Source organism: Sphingobacterium thalpophilum (genome assembly GCF_038396785.1).
In the GTDB taxonomy this organism is placed as follows: Bacteria; Bacteroidota; Bacteroidia; order Sphingobacteriales; family Sphingobacteriaceae; genus Sphingobacterium; species Sphingobacterium thalpophilum_A.
This window is the reverse complement of the sequence record NZ_CP151087.1, coordinates 555,206-572,170: the sequence shown is the minus strand read 5'-3', so window position 1 is coordinate 572,170 and position 16,965 is coordinate 555,206. Positions and strand designations below refer to the sequence as shown.

Sequence of the window (16,965 nt, the reverse complement as noted above, 5' to 3'; positions counted from 1 at the left end):
GCGATATATGTACATTTAGGTGTTCATAGTACAATTTAAATACCTAAAGGAAAAAAATAAACTTCAATGGCAATGCGCAGGAAATTTTTAGCATGTTTCTTCATCATATTGTTTTCACGGGGGCTGTTTGGTAATCCCCAAGATTCTGTTCAGCAGGGATTTGTCGCCAAGACGGAACGATTTTTTAAAGAATCGGCTAAAAGGAGTGTCCGGGATTTGGAAATGGACCGTGCAGCCATCCGCCAAAATCGGGTATTGGAGGATATTAAGTTATTAGCGAGTCAATCGCGTTCCTTTCTGCGCAAAGGTTTCGATTCCTTGAACGTGGACCAGGAGCTGAAGGAGCTGATCGTCTTACATGATATTGCAAAAGATGGTGTCTTTGAAAACAAGGGTTCTGCCCAATCATCGCGTAATCTTACAGTGACCTTCAACATCTTGAACGCACTTTCCATAGAGGTAAGGAGTTTAAAACGCGATATGGACCGTTATCAGGATAGGATCACAAATTATCAATTGGATCTCGACTCGTTGAGCAATGACCCCGCACTTTTTGTCATCTCCAAGGATTCTGCTAATCTTGCCCGGTATATGGACAGGATTCGGGTGATCGCAAGGGAGATTTCACCCATTACGCTGAAATTGGCAGAGCGGATCAACAGTGTCCACGAACTGCAGAATAAAATTAATATCGAGCTGACACGGCTGGAATCGGATATGGAGGAGGTGCTCTACTTCCAGAACCGGCTCTCTAACCGAACGATAGCTCGCAACTTTGTCAATATTTGGGTCCCAAGTAAGTTTGAGCGACCGATGAATGAAATCCTCTTCTTCTCATTCGTGAAAGCAAATGGCTCTATTTCTATTATTTGAGAGCGCATCTGGGAAAACTGCTTTTCTTTTTTCTGGCAACCCTGGTCGTCGTTTCCTATGTTTATGTATTGCGCGGGAGGATCAACGATAAAAATACGGTTCAGTCAAGTCTGTTGTTGCACCGACCGCTTCTGAGTGGGTTAATCATCGGACTGTGCGTCATGCAATTTATATTTCCCGCACCACCTTTTGTGTTTACGATCACCATATTGACTGTTGCCTCGGTCTTTTTATCCCTCGTTTTTAGACCGGCAATAACAGGGTATTGGATGGCGATATGGCTTTCCATTCTGACCCTTTTTATTTTAGCCGGATTAGATAACCTCGTGCTTCAACCTTCACGATCGGAACGTTGGTTGATTCTTGTCATTGCTACCCTTTCCTGCCTGGTCGGTCTGCTGGCGCTCTTGAATAAGGAACGTCGCGACGAGATCAAAGAACGCTGGATACTTTTTCCAATTGCATTTATGGTTTTTCTGGTATTGACCTATCCTTTTGCTAAATAATTTAGTTTTCTTATCTTTAGGTGATTAAATTTAGGTATGGTAGGCAATAAAGAAAAAGAGTTGAGTTTGTTCGATTTTCAGTCGCAATTTAGCAGTGATGCTGATTGTTTAGCTTATTTATCGGCTTTGAAATGGCAAGATGGTTACAAATGTAAGAAATGTGGTTACGGGAGTTTTTGCAAGGGAATAAAAGAGCATGACCGTCAGTGCAATCGCTGCCGTTATTTGGAATCTCCTACAGCAGGCACCCTATTCCATAAGGTTAAGTTTCCTTTAGTTAAAGCCTTTTACGCAGTATACTTCATAAGTACAAACAAAAAGGGTATTGCCAGTACCGAGCTTGGCAGGAAGTTAGGGATCAAGCAAAAAGTAGCATGGTTATTCAAACGCAAAGAGATGAAAGCGATGGAGAGCAGCGGTAAATTTCCTTTGCGTGGAGTTGTGGAAGTTGACGAAACATTTGTTGGCGGTCAGGATGAAAATTCCAAAGGACGTAAAAAAGGAAAGAAGAAGCTTGTGGTGGTTGCTATAGAAAAGAAAGGCAACGGAGTTTCGCGCTTTTACGCCAAGGTGATAGACAAAGCCGATGCGATCAACTTAGGTAGCTTCATGAAGCAAAACATAGAGCCACAGGCTAAGGTGACCACCGACAAATGGACAGGTTATAAGCCGATATTGAAAGATTTCGAAAATATGGAGCGTGTCAAATCTGGTAAGAAAGGTGAGAACTTCCCAGAACTACACAGGGTTATCATGACCTTTAAAAGCTGGTTGAGAGGAATGTACCATCACGTTGGAGATCTACAGGAATATATTAATGAATATACCTATCGATTCAACAGAAGTTTTATGAAAGGGAATATTTTTGACAACCTAGTATATCGGATGATCTGCCATAAACCAGAACAATATAATATGATTATTGCTTAAAGGAATAGGTCAATTGATCTATTTATTGATTATTGGCAAGGGATTTTTTTCTTTCCAGGACCTACACCCTTGATAATAGTACGTCCATCAACAAGTTGGGTTACTTTCACGATATTGCTTTGTGTTGCACTCCAAGGAAATGTGTTGAAGCTGTTGCCATTCACGAGTTTAAGTTCATATAAAGGACCGCCGGATGTTTTGCTACCAAACATGGTTACCTGACCAGCTCTGCTAATCACGACCTTAACCAGCGGATTTGTACTGGTACCTTTCATGTTGTACACTTCGTCAATTCTTTTGCCCGTTTCGATATTGTTGCCTGCATATTTGCTCCCGTCGAAAAATTGGATATTTTGCGTAGAGGCAACCGCATTTGATTGAAATTGAATTTCCTGTTTTGCTAATTTGACACCATTTACTTCCAGATTGAATGCATTGTCCAGTTCGGTTATGTCGAAAACAAAACCATAGTCTGCTGCTGGAGCGGTAAAGCTTCTGTCAATGGCAGTTCCATTGGCATAGAACTTACCGTCTTTCATAATACCGGTTTTGCCACCCGATGTTGTTGCTGGATAGCTCCAGTCCAAACCATTGCTGGTTACATCTTGTGTACAGGTTCTGAAGTTAAGTTTCAGATCGTATTTTTGTCCGGGATTGATTTTAACATTTGGAATGGTGATGTTTGTTTTGGTCTCACCATCAAGGGTTAGACTGCCGAGCATCAATGTTCCGTTGCTAGTTGTGGGGTGGATCAATATCGCTGGGTTACTAATTACAGTACGTAAGCCATTTCCTAAAGCCGGGAATTGCGTAGTCACACCTGCGTTGTTCAAGCCATTGTATATTAATGTTTGGTCTGAAAATTTCAAATTTGCACTACTGTGACTAGGTTTTAATACTGCAGTCCCTATTTGAGTGATGGCTCCGGTCATACTTGGATCCATGGTCAATGTTGTGGTGATTTGGCTAAATCTGTGTTTTAATACAACATTTAAATTGTTTACACCATTTTTTAACGTTAATGTGCCTGTGTAATACATTAAGTCGTCACTTATGTTGTTAAGCTGGCAGCGGACAGTGTATTTCGATTGTTAATACCCGGTAATACTGTTGTGCTATTGATCGAATAAGCAATGAACGTATATGATTTTCCAGCGTCAAGAGCGATGCCTGCGGCAGTAGCTTCCTCCCCATAGCTATAATCCTTTTCTGTTACGTAAGCTCCTTGGTTGTCATAGACAACAACTTTATACTTGACGTTTTTGTCCAATGGCTTCTCTTGTGTTTGGACAGCCGCTAGTTTGGGGTTGGATGAAGCAACGAGGCTTTTTGCAACCGCTGAATTGTTTGTTAGGACAACGTCAACCGAGCCTCCGTTTTCTAACGGTACAGTCATTTCCTGTACATCAGGTGCATTGCTTGATGAATGCGAAGCGTTTGCAGATGCTTGCTTTTGAACAGCATTGTTGTCTGTTTCATTGTAAGCTTCTACGCCCGATAGATTGATTTTAACGACAGTTTCTCCTGTTAATGTGGTGTTTTCTCCACTTTTGTTACATGAGTAGAGGCTAAGTGCAAAAGCACTGCAGCCTAGCATGAACAGGTTTGTCAGTCGGCGATGGGGGATTAGATTCATGTTAATTGACATTTTGTTTTGTTATTGATTTTTGATTATTTGATTTCGTTGTTGATTTGTGTCGCAAAAACTCTTGCAGTTGTATGCCTATTTGTGTTTAAAATGTGGTATACCATTGCTTTTTTGTTGCTTTTGTTTTTTATCGATGCAATTATATAAATAGCATTTTACTTAATATGCTGTATTTATGTTATCTTATATTTCTTGTAGAGAAACATCTACAATAGTGTTGTTTTGTGTATAAAACACTGTTTAAACATGTTTTGTGCGTTTTTCTGTTAATTACAATTCGTTTTATTTGAATAATAATTTACTTATAATTAATGCGTGTGTCGGGTAGTAGTGCTGTGTAGGATTGTGCGGTTTTGTGAGGCCTAGGGGGGATAAAAAAAACGCTCGGTTGAGAGCGCCTGTCTCTTTATTTTATAGTAGGCACTGGAGATGATGCGAATCAATAGATTTCCGATGTTAAGGGGAGATTATGATTTATTTTTTTTAGATTTGCGTATTCATGAGGTTAATTGTTTTCATATTGATAGCCTATATTATGGGACTTTCTTTTGTTCCCTGCAGTGATTCTAGCAATCGCTGTGAGCAGACTGCTATGGAAACACAATTAAACCAAACGCATAACCATAGTGATGATGCATCTGATGCCTGTTCTATTTTCTGCTATTGCAATTGTTGCAGTGGAAATATAACGGCTTATGCCTATCAATTTCCGCAGATAGATGGTGTCCCGGTATCAATTTATTTTGATAATCGTAATCCTTTACACAATACAGCGATTGTTTCCAGTTATTTTGGAAGCATCTGGCAGCCGCCGAAAGTTAATGCTTAATTTTTCGTAAAAATTCTAAAAACAAATCTGATAGAGCGCGCTATGCTGTTCTTTATTCAGCTTTGTGCTCGGAATCCGTTTGTTGTATTTTATTACGACAAGCGCTGAAGATATTCTAACGAGCTATTATTTAAGCATTAATCACGTATATTGTGTTAGATCATATTATAAAATTTAGCATTAAGAACAAGATCGTTATCGGTTTAATGACCTTGTTGCTTATCATTTGGGGGGCATGGAGTGCGACGAAACTACCCATAGATGCCGTTCCCGATATTACCAATAATCAAGTCCAGATCTTTACCTCTTGTCCAACTCTTGCCGGACAGGAAGTAGAGCAATTGGTCACTTTTCCAATTGAACAAAGTATTGCAACTGTACCCAAAATTGAGGAGATCAGGAGTATTTCACGCTTTGGTCTTTCTGTCATTACCGTTGTTTTTGATGATGATGTAGATATCTATTTTGCCCGTCAGCTGATCGGTGAGCGTTTGAAAGAAGCGGTGGATCAGATTCCACAGGGTATTGGTAAACCTGAGTTGGCTCCAGTAAGTACCGGATTGGGAGAAGTATATCAATATATTATCCATCCCAAAAAGGGAAGCGAAAAGAAATACAACGCAAAAGATTTGCGAACCATGCAAGATTGGATTGTTGCCCGTCAGCTTTATGGAACTCCTGGAATTGCCGAGGTCAATAGTTTCGGTGGTGAGCTTAAACAATATGAAGTAGCTGTTGATCCGAATAGACTTAAAGCGATGAATATCACGATCCCTGAGATATTTACTGCTTTAGAGAAAAATAATCAAAATACAGGTGGTGCCTATATTGATAAAAAACCGAATGCATACTTTATCCGGGGGATTGGACTGGCGACCTCTTTGGAAGATGTCAGAAATATCGCTATCCGAAAATCAGGGTCTATACCGATTTATGTAAAAGATGTTGCAGATGTACGGTTTGGTCATGCTGTGCGCTATGGAGCCTTGACATACAATGGTGAGGTAGATGCTGTGGGTGGTGTTGTCATGATGCTAAAGGGTGAAAACAGCAATGAGGTGGTCAATCGTGTGAAAGAAAAACTACCGACTATTCAAAAGTCTTTGCCTGATGATGTGGTCATAGAGCCTTATTTGGACCGGACAGATCTCGTTGGGCGTGCGATCAGTACCGTTGAAAAAAATCTGATTGAAGGCGCCCTGATCGTAATTTTTGTCCTGGTATTATTTCTTGGGAACTTGCGGGCAGGTCTTATCGTTGCTTCGGCGATCCCACTGGCGCTGCTGTTTGCACTTGGACTGATGAACGTCTTCGGCGTAAGCGCCAATTTAATGAGTTTGGGTGCGATAGATTTCGGTTTGATTGTGGACGGAGCCGTCATTGTGGTGGAAGCTACGCTACATCACTTAGGCTTACGAAAGTCAACCCAGAAATTGACCCAGGCCGAAATGAATCATGAGGTATTTGAGTCTGCTTCAAAGATTCGTACCAGTGCAGCCTTTGGTGAGATTATTATTCTTATTGTCTATATTCCAATTTTAACATTGGTGGGTGTTGAAGGGAAAATGTTTCGTCCAATGGCGCAAACAGTTGGGTTTGCCATTTTCGGGGCATTGATTCTCTCGTTAACCTATATCCCCATGATGTGTGCTTTGTTTCTGCCGAAAAAATACAGCGACAAGAAAACGTTGAGTGACCGGATGATTGCAGGACTGCAACGTATTTATGAGCCTTTATTACAAAAAGCCATTCGGTTTAAATACCTGATCGTGAGTTTAACTGTTGCCATTTTTGCTTTGTCGGCCTTCTTTTTTAAGAATATGGGGGGCGAGTTTATTCCACAATTGCAGGAAGGCGATTATGCATTCCATTGCATACTTCCTCAGGGAAGCTCGCTTTCGCAAAGTATTGAAACCTCTATGCAGGCTTCCCGGATTATCAAAGAGTTCGATGAAGTGAAAATGGTTGTCGGTAAAACAGGAGCTGCGGAGGTGCCGACAGACCCTATGCCACCTGAAGCGACAGATATTATGGTGGTATTGAAGCCTCAAAAAGAGTGGAAGTCGGGCCGTTCTTATGAAGAACTGGGGAGTGCTATTCTGGAGAAGCTAGCAGTAATTCCGGGTGTCTTCTTTGAGAAAAATCAACCTATTCAAATGCGTTTCAATGAGTTAATGACGGGTATCCGTCAGGATGTTGCTGTAAAGATCTTCGGTGAAAACATCGACTCACTGGCCGCTTACGCCAATGTGGTTGCCGCTCAGATTCAATCTGTTCAAGGGGCAACTCCTCCACAGGTGGAGCGTGTATCGGGTCTCCCGCAAATTAATATCGTTTATGACCGCACCCGTATCGCAAATTATGGATTGACTATTCAGGACGTCAATGATGTGGTGAGTACTGCCTTTGCCGGTCGGAGTACGGGACAGATCTATGAAAATGAACGTCGCTTTGATCTGGTCGTCAGGTTAGATACAACGCACCGAAACAGTATTGATGACGTTCGTAATCTGATGATTCCTACAGATACGGGTACGCAGATCCCGCTTTCTCAGGTTGCTGCCATTGATTATAAATTGGGGCCGGCCCAAATCAGTCGCGAAGCTGGTAAACGAAGAATTGTGATTGGATTTAATGTGGCAGGACGTGATGTTCAAACCGTAGTAAAGGATATTCAGCAACAATTGGCTACAAATGTAAAACTTCCCGCGGGTTATTATTTCACCTACGGAGGTCAGTTCGAGAATTTGCAAAAAGCGAGTTCGCGCCTGCTGATTGCTGTACCAGTGTCTTTATTGCTTATTTTTATGCTGTTGTATTTCACATTCCATTCCTTTAAGCAAGCCACGTTAATTTTTACTGCAATTCCTATGAGCGCTATTGGCGGCGTATTTGCATTGATGTTGCGCGGCATGCCTTTCAGTATTAGTGCCGGTATTGGTTTTATTGCCTTGTTTGGTGTGGCCGTACTCAACGGTATCGTTTTAATTGGGACATTCAATCAGTTGAAAAAAGAGGGTGTCGATGATATTTTTCAACGTGTTAAAGAGGGTACTTTGACCCGTTTACGTCCTGTACTAATGACAGCGACAGTGGCCTCCCTGGGCTTTTTACCGATGGCAATAAGTACAAGTGCTGGTGCTGAGGTTCAGAAACCTTTGGCAACGGTTGTTATTGGCGGATTGATAACGGCAACTTTCCTGACGTTGTTTGTGCTGCCTTTATTGTATATAATCTTTAATTCTAAATTGAATATGAAACGAAGTAGGGGTGTTAAGACCTTTGTTACAGTACTTGCTTTCTTATTTATGGCCTTGGCATCTCAGGTGTTTGGCCAAGAGCGCATTTCTGTTACAGAAGCTGTGGAAACTGCGCTGAAGAGCAATCGTCAGTTTCAGATCAACCAGGCTGAAATCGTAGGCGCTGGTTTCAATGTTAAAACGGCGACCGAAATTCCCAAGACCGGTATTTTTGCAGAAAATGAAGATTACCGTCCTACGGATAAGGCCGGCTTATTGAAAATTGGTATAACACAAAGTATTGCCTGGCCCGGGCTCTATGCCGCGCGCAAGGAGTATTTTAAACAACAACTAAAATATGCGAATTTAAATACGGATGTATTAAAAACTGCAATTACCAAAGACGTAAGGACAGCCTATTTTCAACTTTGGTATCTCCAGGATCGCCAAAAGCTGTATATGGAGCTGGATAGCATCTATACAGCCATGTTCAAAGCAACTGAACTTCGCTTTAGAACGGGTGACGTGGCTGCGCTGGACAAGATCGCAGCTGAGGCAAAACTGAAGGAACTGCAGGCGCAGCTTGTTCAAAACAAAAAGGACATTGTCATTCAGCAACAGCAACTTATGCTCTTGTTGGACCGTAACGAGTGGATGCTCCCTTTGGATCAGCCCTTGGAGAAGATCGTCGTGAATGCCAGTCCAGCTGCGGAAACAGCCCATCCTTTACTTGTTTTGCAGCAGCAAAATGTAAATATCGCTTCATCAAATATCAGTGTTCAGAAAAATACAAATAAGCCTGAGTTCTCGGGTCGTTTTTTCTCCCAACGTGTTTGGGGAGCCAAGGATCCCTTATCGGGATTTTCGGTCTCCGCATCTTTTCCGGTCTTTAGCCTAGGCGCGTATAAAAGTAAAGTGAAGGCTGCCAACGCTGAAATGGAAGTTCAACAGCGTAAGTTGGAATATGAGACGCAGGTATTCCAGACAAATAAAGGGAATGCACTTGCTGAAATTGACAAGAATAGTGCGTTACTACAATTTTACGAGTCTTCGGGTTTAAAACAAGCTGATGCCATCATTAAGGCGGCTAGTTTGGGTTATAGGACAGGGGAGATCAATTTTGCTGAATTAAGTCAATTTTTAAGTCAGGCCATTGGGATTCGCCAGAATTATTTAGAAGTCCTCAATCAGTATAATCAATCAGCAATTCAATATAATTACTTCAATAACAAATAAGTCAGCAATGAAAGTTTTCATAAAGATATTTATCGTATGTATAGCCGTTACTGTTTTTTACGGTTGCGGTTCTAATGAGTCGGAGCCTAAAGGTCAACCGGAGGGAAAGGAAGCGCCTAAATCCGAAGAGGGGCATGAGGAAGGTCCGGTTACTGTAGCGGTACTGAGTGCTGCGCAAATAAAAGCTGTGGGCATCGTTTTTGGAGGTATTGAAGATAAGGAACTAACGGCTACAATCAAGGCCAATGGACTTTTAAGTGTCCCCAATAACAATAAAGCGAATGCAACGGCGCTTTACGGTGGTGTTGTAAAGACATTAAACGTGCAGCTGGGTGATCACGTACGCAAGGGGCAGGTGATCGCTACGATCACCAACCCCCAGTTTGTACAGTTGCAGGAGGAATATGTATCCCTTGCAAGTAAGATTACCTTAGCTGAACAAGAAATGGCAAGGCAACAGGAACTCAATGAAGGTAATGCGGGCGCACGGAAAAATCTGCAGGCAGCAACAGCAGACTTCAACAGTTTACGGGCTCGAAAGGCCTCTTTGCAACAACAGATCCAATTGATGGGCATTAATCCCAATAGCGTGAATCTTTCTAATATGCGGACCTCATTAGCCGTAATAAGCCCTATCAATGGAACAGTAAGTAATGTTTTTGCGAAAATTGGGAGTTATGTAGATGTCTCTTCGCCAGTGATCGAGATTGTCGATAATAGTCTGTTGCATTTGGATCTGCAGGTGTTTGAAAAGGATCTACCTTTGGTTAAAGTCGGACAGCTAATCAACTTTCAACTGACCAACAACCCGGATAAGACCTATACCGCCAAAGTTTTTACGATTGGATCTTCCTTTGAAAATGATAGCAAGACCATCGCTGTGCACAGTACGGTTGTGGGCAGCAAAGTAGGGTTGATTGATGGGATGAACATCACGGGTATGATCGGTGTCAATAATGTACGGACTCCGGCTGTTCCGAATGATGCAATCGTGGAGGCTGACGGCAAGTATTATATTTTTGTGGAGACAGACAAGAAACCTGAGGAGCATGAAGAAGGGCACGACGATCACGGGCATGCGCACGATGAAGGTGAAGCAAAACATGCGCATAAAAATGAGCAAGAAGCTGGGCAGCATGGCGAAGAACAGGCTAAAAACATCAATTTTGAAAAAATAGAGATTCAAAAAGGCGTGTCTGCTTTGGGATATACGGCGATTACCCCGGTTACCGAAGTTCCTGCCGGAACGAAAATTGTTGTAAAGGGTGCCTTTTTTATCAATGCTAAAATGAGCAATACAGGTGGGCACGAACATTAATTGACAGTATTTGTTAAGATAATCAAAGCATGTTATGGAACATCAACATAGTTATGATGCACAAGGCAGACAGCTTTGTTGTACACAGACAGAAAAAATATATAGTCAGGCGGGGGCTGAAGACCTTATTGGGAAAGCTCCAGCTTCCAGTCATAGTCATGATCATAGCCATGATGAGGACGGTCACGATCACTCAACGGCAGGGGCTAGTCAGATGCAGTTATTTCTACCCGCGCTAATTTCTTTTATTTTGCTCATTGCGGCAATAGCGATGGATAATTGGATTGCACAAACATGGTTTAAGGATTGGGTTCGTTCGGGCTGGTATATCGTATCTTATCTACCTGTTGGGTATCCTGTAATCAGAGATGCCCTAAAGAGTATTGCTAAAGGGGAAATCTTTTCGGAGTTTCTTTTAATGAGTATCGCTACGATAGGAGCTTTTGCGATCAAAGAATACCCAGAAGCTGTAGCGGTGATGTTATTTTACGCCGTAGGCGAGGTATTTCAGACCTTGGCGGTGAGTAGAGCTAAAAGTAATATTAAGGCACTACTGGATCAGCGTCCGGATGAAGTGACCATTTTGGAGAATGGAAAGAGCAAAGTAATCAAAGCCGCAGACGCAGGTATCGGAGCGATTGTTCAGCTGAAACCTGGCGAAAAGCTCGGGCTCGATGGTGAATTGCTTTCTGAACAAGGCGCATTTAATACTGCTGCGCTGACTGGCGAGAGCAAGCCAGACACAAAAATGAAAGGTGATGTTGTGCTGGCAGGAATGATTAATATGAACACGGTGAGCCTAATTCGGGTGACAACAGCTTATCAAGATAGCAAACTGAGTAAAATCATTGAGCTTGTACAGAACGCAACAGCTCAAAAAGCACCTACGGAACTGTTTATCCGCAAATTTGCTAAGATATATACCCCAATTGTTGTGTTTTTGGCTATTGGAATTTGCTTCCTGCCTTACTTGTTTGTCGATCAATATGTATTTAGCGACTGGTTGTATAGAGCACTCGTATTTTTAGTGATCTCCTGTCCCTGTGCACTCGTCATCTCAATCCCTTTGGGGTATTTTGGTGGAATCGGTGCCGCGAGTAGAAATGGTATACTTTTTAAAGGCAGTAATTTTTTGGATGCGATGGCAGATATCCGGCATGTGGTGATGGATAAAACCGGAACAATGACTGCCGGCGTTTTTAAGGTGCAGGAAATTAAGCTACAGGCTGGTTACGACGAGGCAAGAATTTTAAAGCTCGTCAATAAAATAGAGAGCCATAGCAGCCATCCAGTTGCAACAGCGATTAGGGAATACGCAGGTGCGATCGACGAGTCTATTAATCTCCATAATATAGAAGAAATCGCCGGACATGGATTAAAAGGAATTACTGAAGGCAAAGAGTTGCTGGTGGGTAACTTTAAATTGCTGGACAAATTTAATGTAGCCTATGATATCGATCCGAATAGTATCGTATATACGACCATTGCCATCGCGTTGGACGGTAAATTTGTAGGATTCATGACCATCGCTGATAGCATTAAAGCAGATGCCGCGCTTACAATTCAGCTACTGCATAAGCTCGGTGTAAAAGCAACGATGTTGAGCGGGGATAAGACGACGGTAGTGGCCTATGTTGCCAAGGAACTTGGAATAGATCGGGCCTATGGCGACCTTCTTCCGGAAGATAAAGTGAATAAGGTCAAGGAAATAAAGGGGGTAAACGAATCTGTTGCTTTTGTTGGGGATGGTGTTAACGATGCTCCGGTTGTTGCATTGAGTGATGTTGGAATAGCGATGGGTGGACTGGGCAGTGATGCGACGATCGAGACAGCAGATGTCGTGATACAGGATGACAAACCTTCGAAGATTCCAATGGCCATTCGCATTGGGAAACAAACGAAAAAAGTTGTTTATCAGAATATTGGCCTTGCTTTTATAGTCAAAGGAATCGTGTTGATTCTTGGAGCTGGAGGTTTGGCAACAATGTGGGAGGCTGTATTTGCCGATGTTGGCGTATCGTTAATTGCGATATTGAATGCCATTAGAATTCAAAAAATGAAATTTTAACAACTGGCGCTAACTTACACCCGCCCTTTTCATTGGACGAAATGAAGGGCGGGTGTATTCCTATTTTTATTCGCTACTATTTAAAATACTAAAAATATTAGTATATTTGAACGTGTAGGTCCACGAAGTGAATAGCCTATTTTTTAAATTACCTTTGTAAGGTATTACCTGGAGTTAAAGTGATGACGAAAGAGCAAATTGCCGAATTGCTTGAAGGAGTACCCTCTGCAGTCGGCGTATATTATATTTATGATAAGCATGACGTGCTAATTTATGTCGGCAAGAGTATCGATATTAGAAATAGGTTATTGCAGCATTTTAGAAGCACAGATTTTAAGGAACGCAAAATCCAAGGAGCAGCCTGCAGAGTTGGATTTGAACTGACAGGTCATGAATTACTAGCGCTATTGCATGAATCTGACCTGATCAAAAAATATCAACCCTATTATAATCGGGCGCAGCGTCGAACCTACTACGGATTTGGCCTTTATCTAGCAGTGAACCCATCGGGCTATCAAGTTCTTCAAGTTGAGGCGCTTGATCCCGAGCGAGAAGAGCTGATGACCTTTTCGAGTTACCAAGAGGGGCGCGAGCAATTATTCAATATTGTGGAAGTTTATCAGCTCTGCCAAAAAATAAACAAATTACAGACGTATACGAAACATTGTTTTCAATATATGTTGAAGACCTGCAAAGGGGCATGTATTGGGCAGGAGCTTCCAGAAGACTATAATCGAAGAGTGCAGGAATTTGTAGCCTCTTCGGAGCTTCCGATGGGCGAGATATTTTTGGAGCTCTTAGGACGTAATCCCAAAGAAAAGGGACTTGTTTACTTGTTGGATGGTCGGTATAAAGGATTTGGCTACTGCAATAAGCGTGTATATAGCGAAAAGAAAAAGCGAGAAGCCATCATCTTCAAAGCGGAAAACAGAGACGTTAGACGTATCTTGAGACGTTACTTCAAACTCAACCCTGTTTCGGTTTTTAACAACAATAATTTACTGGTCTACTAAGCCAGTAAATTATTATTTTACCGTCGGTAAGAACTTTTTGTCGTTCTCATCGGAATCTTTATAGTAGGCTCGGGCTTCGTCCAGTTTATGATGCATTTCTTCACGTATCTTTTGGTATGCTTGTACATTGTATACATTCTGCATTTCCTGTGGATCGTTCTCTAGATCGTATAATTCCCACTCATCTTTGTCATAATAGAAATGGATCAGTTTGTACCTTTCGGTACGAATTCCATAGTGTCGTTTTACCATATGAATGGAAGGGTACTCATAATAGGTGTAATATACGGCATCGCGCCATTGTGTTTCTTTTCCATTGAGTAGACCACGAAAAGATTTTCCCTGCATATCTTTCGGGATTGCAAGTCCTGCATAATCTAGGATTGTGGGGGCAAAATCAAGATTCTGAACAAGTGCTTTTGAGGATTGGCCAGCTTTAATTTCTGCTGGATAGCGGATCAATAAGGGGGTTCGGAGCGATTCTTCATACATAAAACGCTTGTCAAACCAACCATGTTCACCCAGATAGAACCCTTGGTCTGAGGTGTAAATGACAATTGTATTTTCGTCGAGTCCATTGTCTTTCAAAAATTCCAATAGACGTCCGACACCTTCGTCCACCGCAGCAACGGTACCCAGATAATCCTGCATATAGCGTTGATATCGCCAGCGCATCAGGTCTTCTTTGGACATGTTGCGATATTTCATCTTAAAATCTGCCATGATTGGGTTGTAGATGGAATCCCATGTTGCGCGCTGCGCTGCAGTCATTCTTCCTAGGTTTCCATTGAAGGCAGCTTTATCCCAGGATAGATATTCTTTTAGTCCCAATTCATCCATTAGCGCAGGAGGTATCTTGTTGTCACCAGCCCAGTTCATGTGTTTAAGGATATTCATTTCAGCGGTTTTAGCAGCAGTTCCTCTTCCTTCGTAGGTGTCGAATAGATTATTCGGTTCTTTGTAGGTTTTTGACGTATATTGTTGAAGATGTCGCAAAGCCGGTAGCCATTCTCGGTGTGGCGCTTTTTGATGATAGAGCACACAGAAAGGTTTGCTGGTATCTCTTTTAGCGATCCAATCTAGGGTCATATCGGTGGTAAGATCCGATACATAGCCTTGTATTTGTTGTTTTACACCATTGATAATAAAGTTTGGATTATAATATTCGCCTTGGTCAATAAGTACCGCTGAGTGGTTAAATCCCTGGGGTAGGCCATCCATATGGATTTTACCGATTAATGCCGTTTGATACCCGTTTTTTTGGAGAATCTTGGCAAAGTTGTCCTGATTCCAATTGAATTTTGCCTCATTATCAATTTTCCCATTCATATAACTGTGCTTCCCAGTGAGGAGTACAGCCCGACTGGGCGCACATAAGGAATTTGTCACGGTCGCACATGTGAAAATGGCACCTTCTTTTGCTAATCTGTCAATATTGGGCGTTTCATTCAGTCCGTAACCATAAGCGCTTATCGCTTGATAACCATGATCATCACTCATGATATATACAATATTTGGATGCTTTTTTGCATGGCCTTTTTGGGCCAACGCCCAAAAAGGTACAAGGGTGTACAAGGTGAAAGTAAGTATATAATGATGCAGTTTCATGGTTAAGGTTTGAATGTATTATGCTGAACGACTTTACCTCAGGCTAATATAGGTGTTTTCATTGAGACAAAGACGGTGCTATTAGTTTAATGATAGGTTGTACTATTTAAATGATTTGTTTATTAAATTATTCTGATAGAAATTTGCATTATTAATAATTTCACTTATATATGAAGAAGAGTTTATTAGCACTTGCACTGGGGGGATTAGGGATAGGAATTACCGAATTTAGTATGATGGGGATGCTACCGGACGTTGCCGAAAGTTTGCAAGTTTCAATTCCGGAAGCTGGTTATCTCATTACAGCTTATGCCTTAGGTGTAGTTATCGGTGCCCCACTGTTGGTGGTTTTTATGAATCGATTCTCGCCACTTAAGACTTTGATTATCCTCATGGGATTGTTTACCCTATTTAATGGACTGTCTGTGGTTGCTCCAAACTATGGTCTTTTATTAGTCTCGCGTTTTATTTCGGGATTGCCACATGGCGCTTTCTTCGGAGTAGGGTCTGTTATTGCCAGTCGATTGGCCGATCCTGGTAAAGAAGCGCAGGCTGTAGCGACGATGTTTTCCGGATTGACAGTTGCCAATTTATTTGGGGTTCCATTGGGGACCTATATTGGACATCATTTTTCATGGCGTTATACTTTTCTATTGATTGTTATCGTCGGTATTTTGACCATGTTAGCCTTAAAGTTGTGGATGCCTAAGATGAAAGCAGCACCTAAAAATAATCCTTGGAAGGACTTTGGCATTTTTCGGAATGTGAATGTATGGTTTATGGTTTTGTTATTTTCAGTAGCTCCAGGAGCGTTGTTTGCCTGGATAAGTTATATAGCCCCGCTGATGACTGAAGTGTCTGGTATTGCTGATAAATACCTGCCTTATATTATGGTCCTGGCTGGATTAGGTATGTTTGTTGGGAATTTGATCGGAGGGAAGTTGACGGACGCTTTTTCTTCAACAAAGGTGGTTGTAGCCGTACTGGTGGTTCAGATTTTATGTATGTTGGTTATTTACGGGCTGTCTGACAACGTTTGGGTATCCTTGGTGATGACTTTTTTAACCGGAGTCACAACTTTTGCGCTGGTACCTTCGTTAACCTTATTATTGCTTAACTCGGTAAAAAGTGATGCTGAAATGTTGGTTGCTTCTTTAGGACCTGCTTGTTTTAATATTGCAAATGCATTGGGTGCCTTTTTAGGTGGTGTACCCATTAATCAAGGCTATGGTTATGCTTCTCCGGCCTTGGTTGGTGCGGTTATGGCCGCTTTAGGAATCGTAATTTCCTTATGTTATATCCAACGAAGCAAAAAGCAACCGGCTGTAGTTGCCAAAAAGGTTCTTGAGGATGCGGTAGGTCAGCTTTCGTAGCGTCCATTATGTTGTCATGAAATTTGCTATCGGTTTTAAAAATATAACGTATAGAATTGGTGTTACCCTAGATTTCCACCAATTCTATTGAAGATGGACTGAAATTTAACATCGATATTTTCACCCAGGTACATGCGCTTGGCCTGGCGTTTTATTGGATATCCTTGGTTCAATAGAAAGGAAACGGCAGCTGTATTCTCTTTCGGCAGCACAACTTTGGAATTTTGCATTAAATACATTTTTAACAATGCCATTCCTGCAGCTTGTTCATTGGCAACAATAAGGCCTTCTCCCAAAGAAGGAAGATAATAGCCGCAGAGTGTT

13 protein-coding genes are annotated in these 16,965 nt (G+C 41.8%); 9 read left to right on the top strand and 4 right to left on the bottom strand.

All coding sequences use genetic code 11. The annotated features are described in order from the left end of the window. Positions 1–72 precede the first annotated feature (72 nt). From AACH28_RS02695 to AACH28_RS02685, 3 genes are read left to right on the top strand one after another with little or no spacing between them, the layout of a single operon-like run. On the top strand, positions 73–873 hold the full coding sequence (locus AACH28_RS02695) for a hypothetical protein (protein WP_341832167.1): 801 nt from the start codon (positions 73–75) through the stop codon (positions 871–873). After that, complete coding sequence (locus tag AACH28_RS02690; protein ID WP_341832166.1) at positions 870–1,379, top strand: hypothetical protein; 510 nt, start codon at positions 870–872, stop codon at positions 1,377–1,379. Before AACH28_RS02695 ends, AACH28_RS02690 begins: the two co-directional genes overlap by 4 nt. A gap of 36 nt (positions 1,380–1,415) precedes the next feature. Continuing rightward, on the top strand, positions 1,416–2,309 hold the full coding sequence (locus AACH28_RS02685) for an IS1595 family transposase (RefSeq protein ID WP_341831316.1): 894 nt from the start codon (positions 1,416–1,418) through the stop codon (positions 2,307–2,309). A 29-nt stretch (positions 2,310–2,338) separates the two neighbouring features. On the opposite strand, the gene AACH28_RS02680 is transcribed toward AACH28_RS02685, so the two are convergent. After that, complete coding sequence (locus AACH28_RS02680; RefSeq protein WP_341832165.1) at positions 2,339–3,349, bottom strand: hypothetical protein; 1,011 nt, start codon at positions 3,347–3,349, stop codon at positions 2,339–2,341. Between the two features lie 11 nt (positions 3,350–3,360). Next, complete coding sequence (locus AACH28_RS02675) at positions 3,361–3,945, bottom strand: hypothetical protein (RefSeq protein ID WP_341832164.1); 585 nt, start codon at positions 3,943–3,945, stop codon at positions 3,361–3,363. Between the two features lie 511 nt (positions 3,946–4,456). Between AACH28_RS02675 and AACH28_RS02670 the strand changes: the two genes are divergently transcribed. From AACH28_RS02670 to AACH28_RS02650, 5 genes are all read left to right on the top strand, one after another. Then, a complete protein-coding gene (locus AACH28_RS02670; protein WP_341832163.1) occupies positions 4,457–4,786 on the top strand; it encodes a DUF6660 family protein in 330 nt (109 codons plus the stop codon). Positions 4,787–4,938: 152 nt separating this feature from the next. Then, positions 4,939–9,261: a CusA/CzcA family heavy metal efflux RND transporter gene (locus tag AACH28_RS02665; RefSeq protein WP_341832162.1), complete on the top strand. Its 4,323-nt coding sequence runs from the start codon at positions 4,939–4,941 to the stop codon at positions 9,259–9,261. Positions 9,262–9,268: 7 nt separating this feature from the next. After that, the gene (locus AACH28_RS02660) at positions 9,269–10,579 is read left to right on the top strand and encodes an efflux RND transporter periplasmic adaptor subunit (RefSeq protein WP_341832161.1); all 1,311 of its coding nucleotides are present in this window, start codon (positions 9,269–9,271) and stop codon (positions 10,577–10,579) included. 34 nt (positions 10,580–10,613) lie between these two features. Then, positions 10,614–12,647, top strand: coding sequence for a heavy metal translocating P-type ATPase (locus AACH28_RS02655; protein ID WP_341832160.1), 2,034 nt, complete (start codon positions 10,614–10,616; stop codon positions 12,645–12,647). Between the two features lie 182 nt (positions 12,648–12,829). Then, the gene (locus AACH28_RS02650) at positions 12,830–13,660 is read left to right on the top strand and encodes a GIY-YIG nuclease family protein (protein WP_341832159.1); all 831 of its coding nucleotides are present in this window, start codon (positions 12,830–12,832) and stop codon (positions 13,658–13,660) included. A gap of 12 nt (positions 13,661–13,672) precedes the next feature. On the opposite strand, the gene AACH28_RS02645 is transcribed toward AACH28_RS02650, so the two are convergent. Next, positions 13,673–15,268: a sulfatase gene (locus AACH28_RS02645; protein ID WP_341832158.1), complete on the bottom strand. Its 1,596-nt coding sequence runs from the start codon at positions 15,266–15,268 to the stop codon at positions 13,673–13,675. Positions 15,269–15,438: 170 nt separating this feature from the next. On the opposite strand from AACH28_RS02645, the gene AACH28_RS02640 reads away from it, so the two are divergent. Beyond that, complete coding sequence (locus AACH28_RS02640) at positions 15,439–16,641, top strand: MFS transporter (protein WP_341832157.1); 1,203 nt, start codon at positions 15,439–15,441, stop codon at positions 16,639–16,641. A 62-nt stretch (positions 16,642–16,703) separates the two neighbouring features. On the opposite strand, the gene AACH28_RS02635 is transcribed toward AACH28_RS02640, so the two are convergent. Further along, positions 16,704–16,871: a hypothetical protein gene (locus AACH28_RS02635; protein ID WP_341832156.1), complete on the bottom strand. Its 168-nt coding sequence runs from the start codon at positions 16,869–16,871 to the stop codon at positions 16,704–16,706. Positions 16,872–16,965: the final 94 nt, after the last annotated feature.